Below are 12,420 nucleotides of genomic sequence, written 5' to 3' on the forward strand. Positions count from 1 at the left end.
GCCGGTGTGCGAGGCGGCCGTGCGGGCGCCGGTCTCGGTGCGGCCCACCTTCACGGGTCTCCAGGTCGGCCTCGTTGCCGGTGGGCGGCCGGTGCGAGAGCCGGATGCCGAGCTCCTGGCAGCCTGACGCCCGAGCGCCGTACCGCCTCGGCCAGCCGCTCCTGCGCCTCGGCGCCCGCCCGGCCGGTCTCCGCGAACCCGGAGGCGAAGGCGACCGCGAACCTCGCCTTCGCCCCGGCGAGTTCCCCGATCAGCGGCAGCGGGTCGGCCACCAGCAGCACGGCCAGGTCGACCTGTTCGGGCAGTTCGGCCACGGAGGCCGCGCAGGGCAGGCCGAACACGGCAGGCCGGGCCGGGTGCACCGGGCGCACGCGGGCCCCGACCCGCCCGGCCCAGTCCGGATTGAGCTGACGGAGCGTCAGGAACTGCTCGGAACGGCAAAGTTGCCGCGCGGCTAGGCCGGCCTCTTCGTGACCGCCTTCGCGACCGCCTTCGCGATCCGTCCCGCGTCGATCGCCAGCTCCCGGAGCATCCCGCTGAGGGGGTTGGTGAACCCGGTGAAGTACAGGCCGGGCGCCTGCGCGGGCGTACGGCCGCCGTGCACCACCGGTCTGCCGCGCTCGTCCAGCACCCCGAGATGCCCGACCAGCCCCTCCAGCGCCCGCACGTACCCGGTCGCCGCGATCACCGCGTCGGGTGAGACCCGGCTGCCGTCGGCGAGGACCACCTTGCCGTCCTCGAACGCCTCCACGGCCGCCACGATCTCCACCTTGCCCGTGCGCACGGCGTCGATCAGACCGACGTCCTGGACCGGGATGGCGCCCTGCTTCACCCTGCTGTACAGGCCGGTGTCCGGACGCGGCAGCCCGTGCGCGGTCAGGTCCGGGGTGCTGAGCCGCCCGACCGGTCCGGCGAGCCGGTCCACGAGCCACACCGGCAGTCGCCGGACCAGCACGCCCGAGTACTGGGAGGCCCAGCCCAGCGTCGACCGGCGCAGGATGTGCGGCGCCGTGCGCACCGCCAGCCGTACCCGTGCGGCCCCGCCCTCCACCAGGTCCACGGCGATCTCCGCGCCCGTGTTGCCGGCGCCGACGACGAGCACGTCACGGCCCCGGTACGGCCCGGCGGCGCGGTACTCGCCCGCGTGCAGGAACTCGCCGCCGTACGACTCCCGGCCCGGCCAGTCGGGGATGCGCGGGGTGTGGTTGAAGCCGGTGGCGACGACGACCGCGCTGCCGGTCAGCTCCCGGCCGCCGGAGGCGCGCAGCAGCCATCCGGTGCCGTCCCCGCTCCGCTCGACGCGGTGGACCTCCACCCCGGTGACGATCTCCAGTTCGTGGTGCTCGGCGTACTTCTCCAGGTAGCGGACCACGTCGTCCCGGGAGACCCAGCGGCCGAACCTGCGGGGGATGGCGAGCCCGGGCAGCGAGGACAGCCGCCGGGTGGTGTGCAGGTGCAGCCGGTCGTAGTGCCGGCGCCAGGAGGCGCCCACCCGGTCGGACTTCTCCAGGACCACGGCCCGTACGCCCCGCGCCCGCAGCGCGTACGCGGCGGCGAGACCCCCGGGGCCGGCGCCGATCACATAGACCGGGCGGTCGGCGGGGGTCGGCGGGAGGGGGGCGGGCGAGGGACGGGAGACGGCCATGAGCGGGAGCGTAATCACACACCCGGTTGATGGGTCTCGGTCAAGACCGGAATTGGTTGCGGATTGATCACGGGTGTACGGGAAGGGTGTCCCGCCCGTGAAGAAGGCGCCCGCTACCGCCTCCCGCGCCCGCTACGCGTGGGCTTCGTGTGTGGGTCCGCGTGTGGGCTTTACGCGTCACCTGACGTACCGTCAGATCCATGGGCGCTCCGTGGCTGGACGGCGCTCAGTGGCTGGCCGTGCTGCGCATCGGCTGCTGATCCGCCGCTGCGGGGCCTGCGGTCGAGGTGGCCTGGGAGGAGGCGAGCGGCCGGGTCACGCTCCACACGTGGTCCGCGGTGCACCACAACGACCTCCCCCCCGTTCACCGGCCGCGTCCCCTACCTGGCCGCGGTGGCCGACCTGGCCGAGGGCCCGCGGATGATGACGGAACCGGTGGACTGCCCGGAGGACGGCCCGCGGGCCGGGATGGCGCTGGAGGTGGCGTTCCGGGACGGCGTACCGGTGTTCCGGCCGGGGCCGGGGCCGGGGCTCGCGGCGGGGCCGGCCGGCTGACCCTCACGGCCACAGCAGCGCCCTGCTCCAGCCGAACCCGGTGCTGCGGTACTCCAGGCGCACGTGCCGCCGTTCCGCGTTCCCCTGGAAGAACTCCACCGTCTCCGGGCGCAGCCGGTACAGGGTCCAGGTCGGCGACGGCTCGGCGGGGTTCTCCCGGGCCCGCTGCCAGGCCGCGTCCGAGGCCCGCCGCAGCTCCTCCACGGAGGACAGCTCCTCGCTCTGCCGGCCGGTCAGCGCGGCGGCCAGCGCGCCCGTGGACCGCGCGTGCAGATCGGCCTGGCTCTCCTCGGCCGGCGCCGACGTCACCGGCCCGCGCACCCGCACCTGGCGGCCGAGCACCGGCCAGTAGAAGGCGAGGGCGGCGTACGGCCGGGCGCTCAGCGCGCGGCCCTTGCGGCTCGTGGCGTGGGTGGCGAAGGACCAGCCGTCCGCGTCGGCGCCGTGCAGCATCACGATCCGCACGTCCGGCCTGCCCTCCTCGTCCGCGGTCGCCAGCGACATGGTGTGCGGCTCCGGCTGCCCCGCCGCGACGGCCTCCGCGAACCAGTTCGTGAACAGGGCCAGCGGAGTGGGCGGGGCGGTGTCCGGGTCGAAGGGCCGCAGCTCGGTCACCTGGGCGTCCCAGACCCGCAGCGACCGGAGCAGCTCGTGAAGATCGTGCTGTGCCATGGGGCGAGTATCACCCGGGCCGGCTCGCGTCCCCGGGCGGCACAGGGCCGTACCCTCACTCCCTACCCGGCACCACGGTCCCCGAGGAGCAGAACCACCTCGACCGGAGCGAGGACGGGACGGCCCCGCCGGGCCCCGCCGGCCTGCATGCCCGAGGAGGACGGCAGGACCTGGATACTGGTCGGCTCCGACGTCGGCCGCCCCGGCCACCCCGCCCGGACCCGCGACCTCCTCGCCCCCCCCGGTGGCCTCGGTGAGCTGGAAGGGCCGGGACATCCCGGTCACCGCCCGGCTGCTCACGGGGACGGAGCGGGACACCGCCTGGCAGGCACTGCCGGCGTTCCGGCCGCCGTACGCCACCTGCCAGGCGCGCGTGGAGCGCGAGATCCGGCTGTTCCGGCTCACCGGGCACCCGGACTAGAGCGTCGCCAGCCGTTCCACCAGCAGCAGCGCGCCGATGCCCAGCATGGCCGCGCCCGACGTGCGGGTCACCGCCCGGGCCGCCGTCGGGCGGGCCCTGAGGAGGGTGCGGGCGAGCGTGCCCACGGTGAGGTAGACGGCCGCGCAGCAGGCCATGTGCAGGAGGCCGAGGGCCGCCGTCTGCGCGGGCACGGGGAGGTGGGCGCCCCTGAGGGTGAGGAACTGGGGGAGCACGGAGAGGTAGAGCAGCAGGCCCTTGGGGTTGAGGCCGCTGATCGTCGCGCCGCGCGGGAACAGGCGGCCGTCGGGCGTCGCCGTGGTGTCGGCGTCCGGGACCGCCGGGTGGCGCAGGACGCCCCAGCCCAGCCACAGCAGATAGCCCGCGCCGGCCACCGTCAGGGCCGTCAGCAGCCGGGGCGAGCCCGCCACCAGCACCGCCAGGCCCGCCGTCGCCAGGGCGGTGTGCAGGGCGTAGCCGCAGACCAGGCCCGCCACCGCGCGCATGACCGAACCGCCGCGCAGGGCGGTCGCGATGACGTACGCCCAGTCGGCGCCCGGTACGCACACCAGCAGCAGGTCCACGACGAGGAAGGAGAAGAGCAGCCCGGAGTCCATACCGGGGACATTAGGCGCGAATGTCCCGAAAGTGTTCCCGAAGTTTGCCCATGATCGCGCTTCCTGCGCAAATATCTTCCCCATGGACGACGTGGACCGGAAAATCCTTGCCGAGCTGCAACAGGACGGGCGGCTGACCGTGACCGAGCTGGCCGCCCGGGTGCGGCTCAGCGTCTCGCCCTGCCACCGGCGGCTGCGCGAGCTGGAGCGGTCCGGCGCCATCCAGGGCTACCGGGCGATGGTGGACCCGGCCTCGCTCGGTCTGAACTTCGAGGCGCTGGTCTTCGTGTCCATGCGCCAGGAGGACCGGGACACGGTCGCCGAGTTCGAGCGGGCGGTCGCTGAGCTGGAGCACGTGCTGGACGCCCAGCGGCTGTTCGGCGAGCCGGACTACCTGCTCCGGGTGGCCACCGCCGACCTGGCCGCCTTCCAGCGGCTGTACGACGAGCGGCTGGCGACGCTGCCGGGGGTGCAGCGGCTGACGTCGACGCTCGTGATGAAGCACGTGGTCCGGGACCGGCCGTTGCCGGCGTAGACGGCAGGCGGTGGCTCACCGTGTGAACCACCGCCTGCCAGACAGGACTTGGACCCCGACAACGGGTGCGTGACTACTTGGAGGGCTTCCTGCCCGTCACGCCCAGGTGCACCAACATCGCCAGATTCGGCTTGAGTTCGGCCGGCTTCACACCCCAGGACGAGAAGCCCTTCTGGTGGGACGCCACCGCCGCGAGCATCGCGACCAGCGAACCGGCCACCGCCGCCGGGTTCACGTCCTTGTCCACCCGGCCCTTGGACTGGAGTTCCGCGATGGAGTCCGCGAGGGAGTTGTTGACCGAGTTCAGGATCTTCATACGGATCTTGTAGAACCGTTTGTCCCCCTCGGCCGCACCGAGGTCGACCACCCGCAGGATCGCGTCGTTCCTGCGCCAGAACTCCAGGAACCCGTCCACGAGTTCCTGCGCCGTCTGCCAGCCCGACTTGCCGGTCCAGGTGCGCCCTTCGAGGAGTTCGGTCAGTCCCGCGCCCTCGGCCGCCATCTGCTCGGCGATCTCCAGGACGGCACCTTCGACGTCCGGGAAGTACTGGTAGAAGGTCGCGGGCGACGTGCCCGCCTTCCGGGCGACATCGATGACCTTGACGTCCCGGTACGGGGAGGAGCTGAGCATCTCGCTGAGGCAGTCGAGCAGCTTCTGCCGGGTCGCCTGCCCACGCCGGCCGGCCACGCGGCCGTCGACGGTACGCACTTGTCCTGTCATGTCGTCAGCTTACCGAGGGGTGATGGGAGCGCGATTCGGCCGACTGCAAATGGGGTGCACGGGCAAAACGGGGATGGTGTGCCTGGTCTGCGCGGTGCGCGCGACCCGGTTAAGTTTGACGACATGGCCGAAAACAGGGCATCCACGAACGAAGAGACATACGGGGAGGGCGTCCCCTGCTGGGTGGACGCCCAGCTGCCCGACGTCGAGGCGGGCAAGCGGTTCTACGGTGAGCTTTTCGGGTGGACCTTCGAGGAGGCGCACGGCTCCTCCGTGTGGGCCCTGCTGGACGGCGACCCCGTCGCCGCGCTGGCCCCCAAGACGGACGGCCGGATGCCGACGGTGTGGACCGTCTCCTTCTGCACCTCGGACGCCGGGGCCCTCGGCCGGCGGATCACGGCGGCCGGCGGGCAGGTGGTCACGGCCCCGTACCCGGTGGGCGACCTCGGCGTCGCCGCCCTGGCCGCCGACCCGGAGGGCGCGGTCTTCGGCCTGTGGCAGCCCGGCACCCACCGCGGCTTCGGGCGGCGGCGCCGGCCGAACACCTTCGTCTGGGCCGAGCTCTACACCCGGGACACCGCCGCGGCCAACACCTTCTACGGCGGTCTCTTCCACGACGCCCTGTTCGGCACCGACGCCGAGCCCGACTTCGGCCGCGCGGAGGTCACCGACGTCTTCCCGGCCGAGATGCCCCCGCACTTCCTCGTCCACTTCCGGGTCGCGGATCTGGGGGACGCCCTCGGGGCCGTCCACCGGCTCGGCGGGCGGGTGCAGGCGCCGCCCTTCGGGACGTCGTACGGAGTGGTGGCCGTCGTCACCGACAATCAGGGGGCGTCGTTCGCACTGCTCCAGCGCTGATGCACCCCCTTTGGGATGTTTCAGTGTGAGACACCCCGATTGTCACCGGGTTCGCAACCAGCCGCCCGGCCAGGAAGAATCGGGGTGCGTGCCGCCATGGCGGTGCGGTGGTGAGACGCTGCACTTCGGTCGCGTACATACGGAGAGTGGCGCGGCTCGTACGGGGAGGTGGCAGGCAGTGGTGGATCAGCTGACGCAGCACGATCCGCGGCGGATCGGGCCGTTCGAGGTGCTGGGCCGGCTGGGCGCCGGCGGCATGGGGCTGGTCTATCTCGCGCGCTCGGCGTCCGGCCGGCGCGTGGCGATCAAGACGGTGCGCACCGAGCTGGCCGAGGACCAGCTCTTCCGCGTCCGCTTCACCCGCGAGGTGGAGGCGGCCCGCGCGGTCTCCGGCTTCTACACCGCGGCCGTGGTCGACGCCGACCCGCGCGCCGCCGTGCCCTGGCTGGCCACCGCCTACGTCCCCGCCCCCTCGCTCGAAGAGATAGTGAACGAGTGCGGGCCGCTCCCGGCCCAGGCCGTGCGCTGGCTCGCGGCCGGCGTGGCGGAGGCCCTCCAGTCCATCCACGGCGCCGGGCTGGTCCACCGCGACCTCAAGCCCTCCAACGTGCTCGTGGTCGAGGACGGCCCCCGGGTGATCGACTTCGGTATCGCCTCCGGCGTCTCGAACACCCGTCTGACGATGACGAACGTCGCCGTCGGCACCCCCGCCTACATGTCCCCGGAGCAGGCCAAGGACTCCCGCAGCGTCACCGGCGCCAGCGACGTCTTCTCGCTCGGCTCCATGCTGGTCTTCGCGGCCACCGGCCACCCGCCCTTCCACGGCGCCAACCCGGTCGAGACCGTCTTCATGCTGCTCCGCGAGGGCCCCGACCTCACCGGCCTGCCGGACGAGCTGCGCCCGCTGATCGAGCTCTGCATGCAGATGGAGGCCACGAACCGCCCCACCCCGGCCGACCTCCAGGCCCAGCTCGCCCCGCACCTCTTCGGCTCCGGCTCCGACGACAGCGGCACCGCCTCCGCCTGGCTGCCGGAGAAGGCGGTCGCCCTCATCGAGGCTCGCCGCGGCGGACGCCCCGCCGTCAAGCCCGCCCCGGCCCCGACCGGCGGCCCGCGCAGCGGCGGCCGGCAGGCCGTGCCCCCGCCCCCGCCGTACGACCCGCCGGTCCCGGCGCCCGCGAGCGCCGCGGTCCCCGTCCCGGTCGGCGCCCCCGACACCGGCCCGGTCCGGCTGGCCGGCGCCCAGGTGCCCATCGGCCCCGGCCCCCGGGTCGCCGACGCCCGCGCCGCCGCCGTCAAGGCGCCGCCGCCCGAGGCCGGCCTGGTGGCCAGCTGGTCCCGGCCCCGCCCCGGCGTGGCCGGCGCCGACCCCGCCGTACCGCCCGTGCCGCCGCAGCCCCCGGAGACGGCGGCCGGCTGGCGCCCCTGGCGGTTCCGCATGTCCAACGACGTGTGGGGCACCCCCTCCGTCGACGGCGACCTGGTCTACGTCACCTCCTTCGAGGTGCACGCCCTGGACGTGGCCACCGGCCGCCGCCGCTTCAAGACCCGGGACGTCGCCTGGTCCATGGCGGTCGCGGACGGCCGTATCCACGCCTCCGACGGCCCCACCCTGTTCGCCCTGGACGCCCGCGAGGGCACCGACCTGTGGCGGCTGTCCACGGACGCTTGGGTGTACTCCCTCAAGGCCGACCGCGGCACCGTCGTCACCGGCACCCGCGGCGGCGGCGTCCAGGCCTGGGAGGCGACGAGCGGGCAGAAGCTGTGGGAGATCACCGGCTGCCAGACCGACTTCGAGTCCCCCGAGGCGGGCGCGGTCGTGCACGACGGCACGGTCTACGTCTGGCAGGACGCCCGGCTGCGCGCCCTGGAGGCCCGCACCGGCGAGGAGCGCTGGTCGTACCCCATCGGTGACGCGGCCTCCTGCGGCGGCGTCCCGGTGCGGCTGGTCCCGGCCCCCGACGGCTGCGTCTACGTCTCCGCGGGCACCCGCGTCCTCGCCATCGAGGCGGTCAGCGGCATGGTCCGCTGGCACTTCGAGGCCCCGGCGGTCTTCCTGAGCCCGCCGGCCTTCGCCCCGGGCCCGGCCGTCACCGGCGGCGGCGTCTACCTCGCCGACTACCTCGGCACGGTCTACGCCCTCGACGCCGCCGACGGCCGCGACCGCTGGCGCATCGCCACCGAGGCCCGCTCCTCCGTCGAGCCGGTCCTGGTGGCCGCCGGGCACGTGCACGTCGGCAGCGGCAAGGGCCTGTACACCCTGGACGCGGTCACCGGCACCCCCAAGTGGCGCTTCCAGGCGGGCGGCGACGTCGTGGGCGCGCCCGCGGTGGCGGAGGGCCGCATCCACTTCGGCTCCACCGACCACCTCCTCTACACCCTGAAGGCCGACGACGGGCGCCTGCGCTGGAAGCTCGCGACCGGCGGCGAGATCACCGGCTCCCCGGTGGTCAAGGACGGCGTGGTGTACGCGTGCAGCAAGGACCGGTGCGTGTACGCGCTGGACGCGGAGAAGGGCACGGGCACCGCGCGGACCGCGTGAGCGGGAGACGGCCGTCGTACCGGTTACACGGAAGGGCCTGGGACGGCGGCCGTCGTCGCGGGGGAGCGGTGCGGCCTCCACCGCTCTCAGGGCAGACGCTACGCCGGGCACGCGGCGGTCGCCACACTGTGGCATGACCGTGACAGGCGTCCTCTAGAGTGCTCGGCATGCATCGACGGGGACACATGCTCAGACTGACGGCGGTATCGGCCCTGGTCGTCCTGGCCCTGACCGGGTTCAGCAGCCGCGGCCACGGACACGGCGGCGGCCACGGCGGCGGCGGCGGGTGCAGCAGCTCCAGCCAGGACCACGACAGCTCCTCGTCCACGTCGTCGGGCGGCGGCTACGGCTCGGGCACGCACCGCGACTACGACGACTACGACGACGACTCCTACGGCGACGGCACCTCCGGCAGCTCGTCCGGCGGATCGACCCCCTCCGGCCACCAGGACGGCACGGCGCGGCTGGTGAGCTGCGCGACGGTGAAGAAGCCCTACGCGACCATCGAGGTCACCAACCCGAACGCCACCAAGAGCAGCTTCGACGTCCACATCACCTTCGAGGACGCGGACGACATGACGGTCAACGGCACCATCAAGGAGGTCGACGTGCCCGCGCACGGCACGAAGACCGTCCGGGTGCCGGTGGACAACGCGAAGGAGAGCGTCCCGGAGGTCGACCACTGCGACCTCGACCCGGTCGCCTCCTACCACTGGTGAACCTCACCGCGTCCTGAACTCCGCGCGGCGGGCGGCGAACAGCTCCGCCTGCCGCGCGCCCGGCCTCCCGGGCCGCTCACAACGCCCGCACGGTGCCCTGCACGGCCGGCCGCCGTTGACCTCGGACGACCTGATCGCCTGGTCCGCCGGGAGATGGCGAACTACAAGGTGCCGACGTCGGTGGAGTTCGTACCGACCCTGCCCCGCAACGCGAGCGGAAAGGTACGCCCCGGCGTCGAAAGGGTTGCTGCTGGCTGAACCCGGCCGCCCGCTTCTTGGCCAGTGTCGTGCTTCCGTGAGCCGAGTAAAGGGCGCTGCGCGTCGCCTTCGGCGATGGCCCTCCGGGCCACCCTTGACTCGGCTCACTCCAGCACGGGGTAGAAGCGAGCGGGCGGCCGGGGGAAACTGGCCCCCTCACCGGCGCGGGGCCCTTGAGCAAGCCGGGCACGCACCCGGCGCGAGGGGCACGCGTCGGCGCCTCGCCTGCACGCCGGGTGGGTTCGGCGGCGAACGGTGAGTGGGGGGCGCCCCCGCACCTCGCCTGCACGCCGGGGCGGTTCGGCGGCTTGCGGCCGGTGGGTGGGAGCGAGGGGATGGCTGGGCTGGCGTCCCATGAGCCTCTCTGGTCACACGGGACCAGTGATTGGCGGATGTGGGCCACCCCAGCGGACCTCCCGCCATCCGACCCACCCCGCCTCTTGGCCCAATTGCGCCCATCACCCTCTGGAGGGGCGGGGCGAGGCCCGGGGAGGGCATGAGCCGCAGCCGCCGATCTCACCCGGCGTGCATGCGAGGCGCTGCCGCGCCCCACCCACTCGCCGTTCGCCGCTTAGCCCTCCCGGCGTGCTGGCGAGGCGCGTTCGCGCAGCCCTGCCGACGATGCGGACCCAGCCGACCCGAGGGCCCGGTACCGGCCGGGGCCACCGCCTTTCCGGGCCGCTCGCTCGCTTCTTCCCCGTGCTGGAGCGGGCCGGGTCAAGGGTGGGCCGGAGGCCCATCGCCGAAGGCGACGCGCAGCGCCCTTGACGCGGACCGCGGAAGCACGACACTGGCCGAGAAGCGAGCGGCCCAACGGTCACTTGGAATCGCCGGTCAGAGAAGCCAGCGTGGCCCTGATCTCCGCGACCATGTACGCAGGCCGCCGGAAAACGTCCTCGGCGCTGAAGCGGAGGAGGCTTCGGATCTCGGGGCAGCGGAGGAGCTGGTTGAAGCGGTCGATGTCCCTGCGGTGGGCTTCACGGGTGCCGTGGTAGGCGTAGCCCTCGATCTCCACGGCGAGCCCTGCCGCCCGGAAGAGGAAGTCGACGACGCGGCGACTGCCGTCCGGGGTGCGCAGCTCGGCTTGGCTCTCGGGGTGCAGGTCGGCGTCGTACATGCGCAGCCGGGCGACCGTCTCGGCGGAGGAGCCGGCGAGCGGGTCGGTCAGCCGGAGCCAGTCCCGCGCCCGGAGCGACCCCTGCGAGGTCTTACCCAGCGCGGCTGCGATCTGCTCCCTCCGGAGCAGCGGTGCGCGCCGGACTCGCCCGACCCTGCGGTACGTCAGGGCCGAGTCCACGGCGACTACCGCCTCGTCCCTGGGCCCGCGGCGGAGAAGGTCGGCGCACGTGCGGATCGGGGTGGTGAGCCGTAGTCCCTGCCTCTCCACCACCTCACCTCTGCCGAGCGGCATCCGGTGCACGCGCACGCCGCTGCCCAGGCGGTGGATGCTGAGGTGCGGGTCGATGAAGTCCAGCGGCGCGCTGCGGCTACCGTCGAGCAGCTCGATCCGCCAGAGGCCGGCCGCCGAACCGTGGCTCACCACGAGTCGCGGTACGCGGAGTTGGACGGCCCGGAGGTGCGTGAGCAGGTCCGGGTCGCGCCCCGGCTCGGACCAGGCGCCGTGCCGGAGTTGCGTCCACCCCTCCGCCCGCAGCGCACGCGTCAGGCTACGCCTGGGCCAGCCGGCCGCCACGGCACATGAGGTGAGGAGGACGCCTCTGTCCGCCAGCGCCCTCAAGTCCATCCGCTCCACACGGGCAAGATCGCAGAATCCGCGCCCTGCCGCTTGCCCTGTGGATAACCGGTGTGGTCAGCCCTTCAGGGAGTCGAGGAAGGTGCTCCAGGCGAGGGGGCGGAAGAGGAGTACGGGGCCGTTGTGGGGCTTCTTGGAGTCGCGGACGGGGACGATGCCGGGGCGAGTGTCCGAGACCTCGACGCACTCGCCCCCGGTGCCATTGCTGTAGCTGCTCTTGCGCCACACGACATTGCTCAGGTCAATCCCGGTGCTTGCCATCTCGGTAGTCCTCTGCCGCAGCCTCGATGATCGCAAGGGACGCCTCAGGCGGCAGTGCGGCGGCCCTGAGCAGATCGTACGACTCGCGGTACTGCTTCACGAGCGCTGGATAGTCGATGACTTGGCCGCTGTGTAGGTACTCCGTGTACACCACTGGAGGTGCGTCCGCGAAGGTCATGAACCTGGTCATGCCCATCATGAACGGATGGGCGCCGGTGGTTTGCGGGAGGATCTGCAGAATGGAGTGCGTGTTCCTCACCACCTGAGTGATGTGGTCGAGGAGTTCTGCCATCTGCTCGTAGGGGAGTGCTGGGCGCTGGAGCAACGACTGGTCCAGGATCGCCCAGAACTTCGGCGGGTTTTCCGCGTCGAAGAGCTTGGCCCGGTTCATGCGGGCGTTGATCTTCTCCTCGACCTCCTCATCCGAGGCTCGGGGCATGGCGGCACGCACGATCGCGCGGGCGTATGACGCTGTCTGGAGCAGCCCCGGTACGAGCATCGGAGCCCAGTCCTCGATCGTCTCCGCATGCCGCTCCATCTCCGCCACATCCGCGAAGTACTCCGCATGCCCCGACTGTCGTGCCCGGCGGGCGTCTTCACACCGCCGCTCGAAAAACCCGTCCGTCCCCAGCACCTTGTCGACGTGCCGGGCCAGATCCACCGGCATCCGTCGCTCTCCCCGCTCGATCTGGCTCAGGAACGGCACGCCCCGGAAACTTCCCTCCGCCAGTTGCTCCAAGGTCAGTCCCGCCAGCTCACGCTGATAGCGCAACTCGGCGCCGTAGAAGGAGGGGACGTTCGCCGAGGCGTCTGGGTCTTTGCGTGGGGGCATAACTCGTCACCGCCGTTTGCCACTTGCGCTTGCG

General features: G+C 72.9%; 12 protein-coding genes and 3 pseudogenes. 7 read left to right on the forward strand and 8 right to left on the reverse strand.

The annotated features are described in order from the left end of the window. Both AQJ11_RS26545 and AQJ11_RS26550 read right to left on the reverse strand, forming a co-directional pair. Positions 1-395, reverse strand: a pseudogene (locus tag AQJ11_RS26545) (CoA-binding protein); the annotation flags it as partial. Between the two features lie 59 nt (positions 396-454). Continuing rightward, complete coding sequence (locus AQJ11_RS26550) at positions 455-1,645, reverse strand: flavin-containing monooxygenase (protein ID WP_059264628.1); 1,191 nt, start codon at positions 1,643-1,645, stop codon at positions 455-457. A gap of 393 nt (positions 1,646-2,038) precedes the next feature. Between AQJ11_RS26550 and AQJ11_RS52445 the strand changes: the two genes are divergently transcribed. Then, positions 2,039-2,200, forward strand: coding sequence for a PhlB family protein (locus AQJ11_RS52445; protein WP_341846294.1), 162 nt, complete (start codon positions 2,039-2,041; stop codon positions 2,198-2,200). Positions 2,201-2,203: 3 nt separating this feature from the next. On the opposite strand, the gene AQJ11_RS26560 is transcribed toward AQJ11_RS52445, so the two are convergent. Beyond that, entirely contained in the window at positions 2,204-2,872 is a 669-nt protein-coding gene (locus tag AQJ11_RS26560; RefSeq protein WP_014673325.1) for a pyridoxine/pyridoxamine 5'-phosphate oxidase, read from the reverse strand. 96 nt (positions 2,873-2,968) lie between these two features. On the opposite strand from AQJ11_RS26560, the pseudogene AQJ11_RS26565 reads away from it, so the two are divergent. Then, positions 2,969-3,293: pseudogene (locus tag AQJ11_RS26565) on the forward strand (nitroreductase/quinone reductase family protein); the annotation flags it as partial. Here AQJ11_RS26565 and AQJ11_RS26570 read toward each other — a convergent pair. Next, positions 3,290-3,907: a LysE family translocator gene (locus tag AQJ11_RS26570; protein ID WP_014673323.1), complete on the reverse strand. Its 618-nt coding sequence runs from the start codon at positions 3,905-3,907 to the stop codon at positions 3,290-3,292. The pseudogene AQJ11_RS26565 and the gene AQJ11_RS26570 overlap by 4 nt on opposite strands. Before the next feature lie 82 nt (positions 3,908-3,989). On the opposite strand from AQJ11_RS26570, the gene AQJ11_RS26575 reads away from it, so the two are divergent. Next, a complete protein-coding gene (locus AQJ11_RS26575) occupies positions 3,990-4,442 on the forward strand; it encodes an Lrp/AsnC family transcriptional regulator (protein ID WP_014673322.1) in 453 nt (150 codons plus the stop codon). 73 nt (positions 4,443-4,515) lie between these two features. Here AQJ11_RS26575 and AQJ11_RS26580 read toward each other — a convergent pair whose 3' ends face one another. Continuing rightward, positions 4,516-5,163, reverse strand: a complete 648-nt coding sequence (locus AQJ11_RS26580; RefSeq protein ID WP_167360877.1) for a TetR family transcriptional regulator — start codon at positions 5,161-5,163, stop codon at positions 4,516-4,518. Positions 5,164-5,286: 123 nt separating this feature from the next. Here AQJ11_RS26580 and kbpA point away from each other — a divergent pair, with 123 nt between their 5' ends. From kbpA to AQJ11_RS52745, 4 genes and pseudogenes are all read left to right on the forward strand, one after another. Further along, entirely contained in the window at positions 5,287-6,021 is a 735-nt protein-coding gene (gene kbpA / locus AQJ11_RS26585) for an AfsK-binding protein KbpA (protein WP_086011545.1), read from the forward strand. 178 nt (positions 6,022-6,199) lie between these two features. After that, positions 6,200-8,563 carry a protein serine/threonine kinase AfsK gene (afsK, locus tag AQJ11_RS26590; protein ID WP_014673318.1) on the forward strand — a complete coding sequence of 788 codons (2,364 nt, stop codon included), beginning with the start codon at positions 6,200-6,202 and terminating at the stop codon, positions 8,561-8,563. A gap of 167 nt (positions 8,564-8,730) precedes the next feature. Next, complete coding sequence (locus AQJ11_RS26595; RefSeq protein WP_244218355.1) at positions 8,731-9,282, forward strand: hypothetical protein; 552 nt, start codon at positions 8,731-8,733, stop codon at positions 9,280-9,282. A gap of 115 nt (positions 9,283-9,397) precedes the next feature. Next, positions 9,398-9,540, forward strand: a pseudogene (locus tag AQJ11_RS52745) (AMP-binding enzyme); the annotation flags it as partial. Positions 9,541-10,357: 817 nt separating this feature from the next. Here the strand turns inward: AQJ11_RS52745 and AQJ11_RS51210 are convergent. The 3 genes from AQJ11_RS51210 to AQJ11_RS26610 form a co-directional block, all read right to left on the reverse strand. Then, a complete protein-coding gene (locus tag AQJ11_RS51210; RefSeq protein WP_244218356.1) occupies positions 10,358-11,080 on the reverse strand; it encodes a hypothetical protein in 723 nt (240 codons plus the stop codon). Between the two features lie 270 nt (positions 11,081-11,350). Next, positions 11,351-11,554: a DUF397 domain-containing protein gene (locus tag AQJ11_RS26605; RefSeq protein ID WP_059264631.1), complete on the reverse strand. Its 204-nt coding sequence runs from the start codon at positions 11,552-11,554 to the stop codon at positions 11,351-11,353. Beyond that, positions 11,535-12,386 (reverse strand): helix-turn-helix domain-containing protein, encoded by an 852-nt coding sequence (locus tag AQJ11_RS26610; RefSeq protein ID WP_059264632.1) that lies wholly within the window; start codon positions 12,384-12,386, stop codon positions 11,535-11,537. The genes AQJ11_RS26605 and AQJ11_RS26610 overlap by 20 nt, the downstream gene beginning before the upstream one ends. Positions 12,387-12,420: the final 34 nt, after the last annotated feature.

Source organism: Streptomyces corchorusii (genome assembly GCF_001514055.1).
Lineage (GTDB): Bacteria > Actinomycetota > Actinomycetes > Streptomycetales > Streptomycetaceae > Streptomyces > Streptomyces olivaceoviridis.

What these genes read in the sequence shown, in the direction of transcription:
- AQJ11_RS26605 (WP_059264631.1), bottom strand. Translation starts at nt 11,554, where the DNA reads ATGGCAAGCACCGGGATTGACCTGAGCAATGTCGTGTGGCGCAAGAGC.
- AQJ11_RS26580 (WP_167360877.1), bottom strand. Translation starts at nt 5,163, where the DNA reads ATGACAGGACAAGTGCGTACCGTCGACGGCCGCGTGGCCGGCCGGCGT.
- AQJ11_RS26570 (WP_014673323.1), bottom strand. Translation starts at nt 3,907, where the DNA reads ATGGACTCCGGGCTGCTCTTCTCCTTCCTCGTCGTGGACCTGCTGCTG.
- AQJ11_RS26575 (WP_014673322.1), top strand. Translation starts at nt 3,990, where the DNA reads ATGGACGACGTGGACCGGAAAATCCTTGCCGAGCTGCAACAGGACGGG.
- kbpA (WP_086011545.1), top strand. Translation starts at nt 5,287, where the DNA reads ATGGCCGAAAACAGGGCATCCACGAACGAAGAGACATACGGGGAGGGC.
- AQJ11_RS26610 (WP_059264632.1), bottom strand. Translation starts at nt 12,386, where the DNA reads ATGCCCCCACGCAAAGACCCAGACGCCTCGGCGAACGTCCCCTCCTTC.
- AQJ11_RS26560 (WP_014673325.1), bottom strand. Translation starts at nt 2,872, where the DNA reads ATGGCACAGCACGATCTTCACGAGCTGCTCCGGTCGCTGCGGGTCTGG.
- AQJ11_RS26550 (WP_059264628.1), bottom strand. Translation starts at nt 1,645, where the DNA reads ATGGCCGTCTCCCGTCCCTCGCCCGCCCCCCTCCCGCCGACCCCCGCC.
- AQJ11_RS26595 (WP_244218355.1), top strand. Translation starts at nt 8,731, where the DNA reads ATGCATCGACGGGGACACATGCTCAGACTGACGGCGGTATCGGCCCTG.